The sequence below is a fragment of the Aquabacterium sp. A08 genome (assembly GCF_011742065.1).
In genome coordinates, this window is the sequence record NZ_JAAQQT010000289.1 from 1 (window position 1) to 874 (window position 874).

Genomic DNA, 874 nt, shown 5'->3' on the forward strand with positions numbered 1-874 from the left:
CGGGGGCGATGTCGTACGGCGCCACCGAGGGCTACCAGCCGCTGCGCGAGCAGTTGACGGCCTTCATGGCGGCCAAGGGTGTGCAGGGTTTGAGCGCTGAGCAGTTGGTGGTGACCACCGGCAGCCAGCAAGGCCTGGACCTGCTGGGCAAAACCCTGGTGTCGCCCGGCGACAAAGTGATTCTGGAGGGGCCTACCTTTCTGGCCACCATCCAGTGCTTCCGCCTGTACGGGGCGGAGCTGGTGAGCGCTCCGATCGACGGTGACGGCGTACAGGTGGACCGGCTGGAGCAGTTGATCGTCGAACACAAGCCGAAGTTTGTGTACCTGATTCCCACTTTCGGCAACCCCAGCGGTGCCACCCTGAGCCTGGAGCGCCGCAAGCGTGTGCTAGAACTGGCGGTGAAGCACCAGACGCTGATCGTGGAAGACGACCCCTACGGCGACCTGTATTTTGGCGATGCGCCACCGCCCAGCCTGCTGGCGCTGAGCGAGCAGGTGCCCGGAAGCCGCGATTGCCTGGTGCACTGCGGCTCGTTGAGCAAGACTTTGTCGGCTGGCTTCCGTCTCGGCTGGATGATCGCCCCGCCCGAACTGCTGGCCAAGGCGGTGATGTGCAAGCAATTCAGCGACGCCAATTCGAGCACCTTTGCCCAAGCCACCGCCGCGCAATACCTGAAGGCCGGCCGCATGGCCGCCAACCTGCAGCGCGCCCGGGCGGTGTATGCCGAGCGAGCGCAGGCCATGTGCGACGGTTTGCGCAGTGCCCTGGGCGACGCGGTGGAATTTGTGCAGCCCCGGGGTGGCCTGTTCGTGTGGGCGCGGCTGACCGGTGCGCGCGGGCAAGTGCAGGACAGCCAGGTGTTCGCGCAGCG

1 protein-coding gene is annotated in these 874 nt (G+C 66.2%); it reads left to right on the plus strand.

The window, feature by feature from the left end:
* Positions 1–874, plus strand: an 874-nt coding sequence (locus HA630_RS01640; protein ID WP_166832171.1) for a PLP-dependent aminotransferase family protein, incomplete at both ends; no start/stop codon positions are given.